At 76.3% G+C, this 5255-nt stretch carries 3 protein-coding genes; all 3 read left to right on the top strand.

Translation table 11 applies throughout. The features are described from left to right. A partial coding sequence (locus tag ABZ885_RS34850) for a hypothetical protein (protein ID WP_360197879.1) occupies positions 1-258 on the top strand: 258 nt, incomplete at its 5' end. After that, positions 255-3686, top strand: coding sequence for a hypothetical protein (locus ABZ885_RS34845; RefSeq protein WP_360197877.1), 3432 nt, complete (start codon positions 255-257; stop codon positions 3684-3686). The genes ABZ885_RS34850 and ABZ885_RS34845, both read left to right, overlap by 4 nt. Further along, a partial coding sequence (locus ABZ885_RS34840; RefSeq protein WP_360197875.1) for a hypothetical protein occupies positions 3686-5255 on the top strand: 1570 nt, incomplete at its 3' end. The genes ABZ885_RS34845 and ABZ885_RS34840, both read left to right, overlap by 1 nt.

The following is a 5255-nucleotide window of genomic DNA, read 5'->3' as shown; positions in this document are numbered from 1 at the left end:
CCGCTGGCCGTGGCACAGCTGCGCGCCGCCGTGGCCGACGCCGCCGCGGCCCGGGTCGGCGACGAGCTCGACCGGCTGCTGGACTACGCGCTCGCCGAGCTGACGCGCGTGTTCGCCGACGCGTCCAGATCCCTGCTCAGCCCGGCGGACTTCCGGGCGCCGCTGGGGGCGCCGGACGGCGGCGAGGAACGTCCGCTGCCCCAGGCGGTCCGCGACATCGACGACGTGCTCCGCGACTGGAACGAGGGCAGCGCATGACCACCGGACTCACCATCGGCTTCGCCGCCCCGGAGCAGGGCGGGGTGCGCAGCGACGCCGTCGTCGCCGACGGCGCCCGCCAGTTCTCGCTCCTCGCGACCGAGAGCGGCTACCTGCTGCCCGACGTGACCCTCGAACCCGACGGCTACCAGGGCAATCTGACCGCCCACCTGCCGGCCGGGCTGGAGGTGGCCGACGAGGACGGGGCGCCCTGTCCGGCGGCGCTGGCCGCGGCCCTGCGCGCGGTGTGGGCCCCGGCGGACGCCTCGCGGCTCACCGTGACCGGCCGCCGGGTGCTGGTGTCGGGGGCGAGCCTGCCGCCGGAGGTCGTCCACCCGGGCCCGTGGGACCCGTCCGACCCGCCGGGCGATCCGGTCGTCATCGTCGTCACCTGGAAGGTCGGCTACTCGGGGGCGCTCTCCCCCGGGGCCGCCCACGCGGCCGTGCAGCTCACCTTCCTGCCGCCCGGCGTGGGCCGTACGGCGTCGCCGGACGCGGAGCCGCCCCTGCTGGTCCTGCGCGACTCCCGTGCGCGGGGCCACCGGGCCCGCGGCGAGCAGGGCCGGGTGGTCGCGGTGGACTTCGGCACCACCGCCTCCACGGCGACGGTGGTGGACACCTCGGTGATCTCCGACCGTCCGGTGGACGCGACCCAGCAGCGGACCCTGGGCCGCGAGCTGGCCGCGCTGACCGCCCCGCCGTCCGACGCCCCGGAGTCCTGGCGCCGGGCCCTGGAGGGGCTGCGGGCCGAACACCTGGAGCTCGACCGGCAGCAGCACCGCACCCTCACCGGCGCCGAGGCGCTCGGCCGGCTCGACGAACTGGACGTCGCCACCGCCGTCCTGCTGCACGTGGAGGCGATCCGCGCGGGCGCGGTCGGCGACGAGCAGCTCCAGGCCTGGCTGGCCGACCGGCTGCACCGGCTGGTCACCGCCACCGTCGCGACCCCGCCGCTGGACATCCACTCGCTGCGGCCGGTGCCCTACCCCGACGGCCACGGCGGGGAGACCTTCGCCCCCGCGACCGCGATCCGCCGGGCCGCCGAGCCCTTCGACCGCCCGGGCGTCTCCTGGTACGACGACGCCGGCTGGGAGCTGTGCGCGGAGGACGCCGGCGGGGTGACCGGCCTCAAGCGCGTCTTCTTCGAGCACCGCTTCGCGGGCCCCCGGGACGGCCTGCCGGCGCCGCTGCACCTCATCCAGCACCTGCTGCGGCTGCTCGTCGAGGGCGCGGAACGCCACGTGGACGACGGCGAGGGGGGCGAGCCGCCGAGGATGGGCACCGCGCTGCTCACCTACCCGACCTCGGCGCTGCCGCAGGACCGCGAGAAGCTGGGCCGGCTGGTCCAGGAGGGCCTGTCGATCGACACCGTCGACCTGCGCGTCGACGAGGGCCTGGCCGCCGGCCTGTACTTCCTGATGCGGGATCTGACCGCCAACCTGGAGCAGGGGCTGGAGTCGCTGCGCGCCTCCTCCCGGCCCGTGCCCGGCCGCACCGACCAGTGGCAGCGGATCATGCTCGTGGTCGACGTCGGCGGCGGCACCAGCGACATCGCCCTGCTGGAGATGACGCTCACCGACGACACCGGGCTGGCCGATCAGGCCAGCGCCTTCGTGGCCGGCCGCCACTACAAGCTGAGCCCGCGGATCCTGGGCACCATCGGCCACGGCCAGCTCGGCGGCGACCTGCTCACCCTGCACGTCCTGTACTGGATCAAGGCCCGGCTGGCGGACGAGCTCGGACCAGGCCGCCCGTTGCAGGGGCCGGGCGGGAAGCCGCTGTCCGCCCAGGTCGCCGAGCAGGCCGGCGAGTACCGCAAGGAGCTGGTCTCCCCCGGGGTCCGGGCCGAGCTCCAGCGCGTCCTGCCCACCGACTGGTACGGCATGGACGCGCCGGAGGAGGCCGACGAGGTCGCCGTCCGCAGGGACCGGTTCAACCGGCTGTGGCGGACCGCCGAGCAGGCCAAGCGGGTCCTGGGGCAGGAGGACCAGCCGTACCTGATCGACCCCGCCGACATCATCGAGCTCACCGAGGGCGGCGGTGTCCTGCTGGAGCACCCGTCCGCGCCGGTGGAGCTGCCGGTCGCCGAGTTCCGCATGCTGGTGCAGCCGGTGCTGGAGCAGGCCGCGACGATGGCGGCCTCGCTGGTGGCGGACGCGTTCGCCCGGATGACGCCGGGGGACGGCCGGGCCGAACCGGTGCTCGACCAGGTGGTGCTCTCCGGCCGCACCAGCGCCATGAAGGGCGTGCGCCGGGCGCTGGAGAGCAAGCTCGCCGCGCGGCTGCTCGCCACCCAGGGGGACGGCACCCGCCGCACGGCCGTCTGGAACCCCAGCCGGATCCACACCGAGACCGGCTACCTCGCCAAGCAGGCCACCTCCATCGGTGCCGCCTGGCTGCACAACATGCGCGGCTTCCAGGGCCACGCCGCCGGGCTGCACGGGGACGGCACCGCCGGCAGCGAGGCCCAGGCCTCCGAGCTCGCCGTCGAGACCAAGGGCCTCTTCGCCTGCCTGCCCTGCGACTTCGACCTGCTGGGCCAGAGCCGCCAGGCCTTCAGCCTGTTCCGCTCCGGCACGCCCTACGAGGAACTCACCGCCGACGGGCGGCTCGGGCTGCGGTCGAACTGGCGGCGGGTGGTGCGCCGGATCGTGGTCCAGCGCCCCCGGGCCGGCAGTGACGCCATCCAGTGGGGGCACCTCGACATCGAGCGCATCCCCGACTACAAGCGCTACGCCACGCCCTCGGTCTGGGACTTCGAGGGCACCCCGGAGATCCGGTTCCAGGCGGAGGTCGACAACCGGCTCCGGCTCTTCGTCCTGCTCTGCCACGGCGACCCGCAGTACCACGTCGGTTCCGCGGACGCCGGGAGCGACGAGTCCGGGCTCGACCTGCACGGCGCGGCCGGCGGGGCCCTGGCCTTCGACCACTACCTCGGCCGGCTCTCCGTGCCCGGCGCCGTCTGCATCTCCCCCGCCCGTCCCGACGGCCGGACCGGGCCGCTGACCGAGGTCTTCCCCGCCCACCCCGAGGGCGGCGAACCGCGCGACTACCTCGGCCTGCTGTTCCACACCTCGGCCCGTCCGGACCCGCAGATCGCGCCGGTGCCCGGCAGGATCGCCCGGCTGCGCAGCCCGGCCGGCCCGGCCACCCACCTCGACGTCCACCTCCGGCCGGCGCAGGGCGAACCGGTCCGGCTCGGACGTCTCGCCGTGCCGCCGGCCAACGGCGACGCCGCGGCCGACGACCTGCGCTTCACCCTCGACGCGCACGGCTGGCTGCGGGTCCACCGCGGCCAGGTGCCGTACCCCGAGGCAGGCTCGTTCGCGCACATCGAGCAGCGGCCCGGGTGGGTGTACCGGGCCGAGATGGAGCCGGGGAAGCGGGAGTTCAACAGCTACTGGGACCCGACCAGCAGGAGGCACTGATGGAACCGACCAGCACACCGGACGCGGAGTCCGGGGACGGGGGTGCCCCCGCCGGGGGCGTGTGCACCGACGAGCTCGGTGCCCTGCTGCACGGGGCGGCGGACCTCGCCCACGAGCTGCTCCTGCTGCCGTCCGGCTCCCGGGCCGGGTTCCTGGAGGAGCTGCACGGGTTCATGGCGGGCCTGCACCGCCGGGCCGTGCAGGCGGTGGCACCGACCGCGCCGGCGGCGGATCCGGGCGCGGCGGAGACGGGCGGGGAGCAGGCGGGCGCGGAGGAGGCGGACCGGCTTCTCGCCGCACTGGCCTGGCAGTTGTGGGGCGTGGTCCGGACGGCCGCGCGGGTGCCGGCGGTGGTGCCGCCGCCCGGCGGGGTGCGGCCGGACGGGCGCACCACGGCCCCGGAGGGAGAGACCGGGGCGGACCGGGCACCGGGGGCCGCCGCCACGGAGACCACGGAGACCGCGGATGCCGGGGAGAGCACCGGCCGTCCGGACACCGGGGAGCCGGTCCACGCCGCGCCCGGACAGCCCCTCGGCCCCCTGCCGGCCGGGCGGGAGCAGGCGGAACGGGCCGCAGCCGCCGGGCCGGACCGGGCCGCCGCGGACCCGGCCCTCGCCGCCTTCACGTCCAGGCTGGCCGAGATCGCCGCCCGCCACCCCGACCTGCGCGACGAGCCCGGCAGCGGCGGCCCGGCCGACCCGGCCGGACTCTGGCTCCGGCTGCACCTCGCGCTGCTGAAGATCCCCGCCGGCAAGGTGGCCGGCCGGCGCTCCGAACTGGCCGAGGCCGCGCTGCTGCTCGACGGGCTCGACGACCTCGACGGGCTCGTCGAATACGGCCCGGACGTGCTCGTCCCGGCCCTGCCCGGGGTGTTCGAGGAGGCCTTCGTCCTCCCGCTGGACCTCCCCGGCTCCGGGGAACCGGCCGAGGCCGACCGCGGGGAGCTGTTGGCCGTCCTCCGCGCGGCCAAGGTCCCGCCGCAGGAGCAGGAGCGGGTCCTGCCCTGGGCCGTACGGATCGCGCAGGCGAGGAGGCTGCTCGCCGTCGACCGCACGCTCGGCGGGTACGCCGAGGACAACGTGCCCTGGTCGCGCGCACAGGCCGACCGACTGCCGCTGGCCTGGAACGACAAGCTGAGCAGCCTCAGCAACATGCGCGGCAGCGCCATCAGTTACGTGCGGTCCGCGCAGAAGCTGGACGGCACCCTGGGCCGGCTCTGCCACGAGGAGCCCGCCCAGCGGGGCAGCTGGTGGTGGGAGTGGCGCTCCCGGGTGTCGGCCCTGCTGGAGGCCCCGGCCGCCGAGGCGAACCGGCGCGCGGTGTCGCCCGAGGACGTCGCCGGCTGGAGCGTGGCGTACTGGTCGGACTGGTGCTCCAACAACGCGGTGCACCACGGCCACCAGCCCAAGGTGGTGCTCTGGGTGCTCACCACGCCGCTGGCCCCGCCCTCCGGCTCCTCGGAGCACGGCCGTCTGCTGCTGCTGGCCGCCCGGGTCGCCCAGGGCCTGGCCACCGCCGCCGTCACCCCGGCCGGGCTGGCGCTGCTCACCACGGCGTTCCCCGAGGGTC

The sequence above is a fragment of the Kitasatospora sp. NPDC047058 genome (genome assembly GCF_040643935.1).
In the GTDB taxonomy this organism is placed as follows: Bacteria; Actinomycetota; Actinomycetes; order Streptomycetales; family Streptomycetaceae; genus Kitasatospora.
The sequence above is the reverse complement of the archived record's forward strand: the minus strand, read 5'-3'. Positions and strand labels throughout refer to the sequence as shown.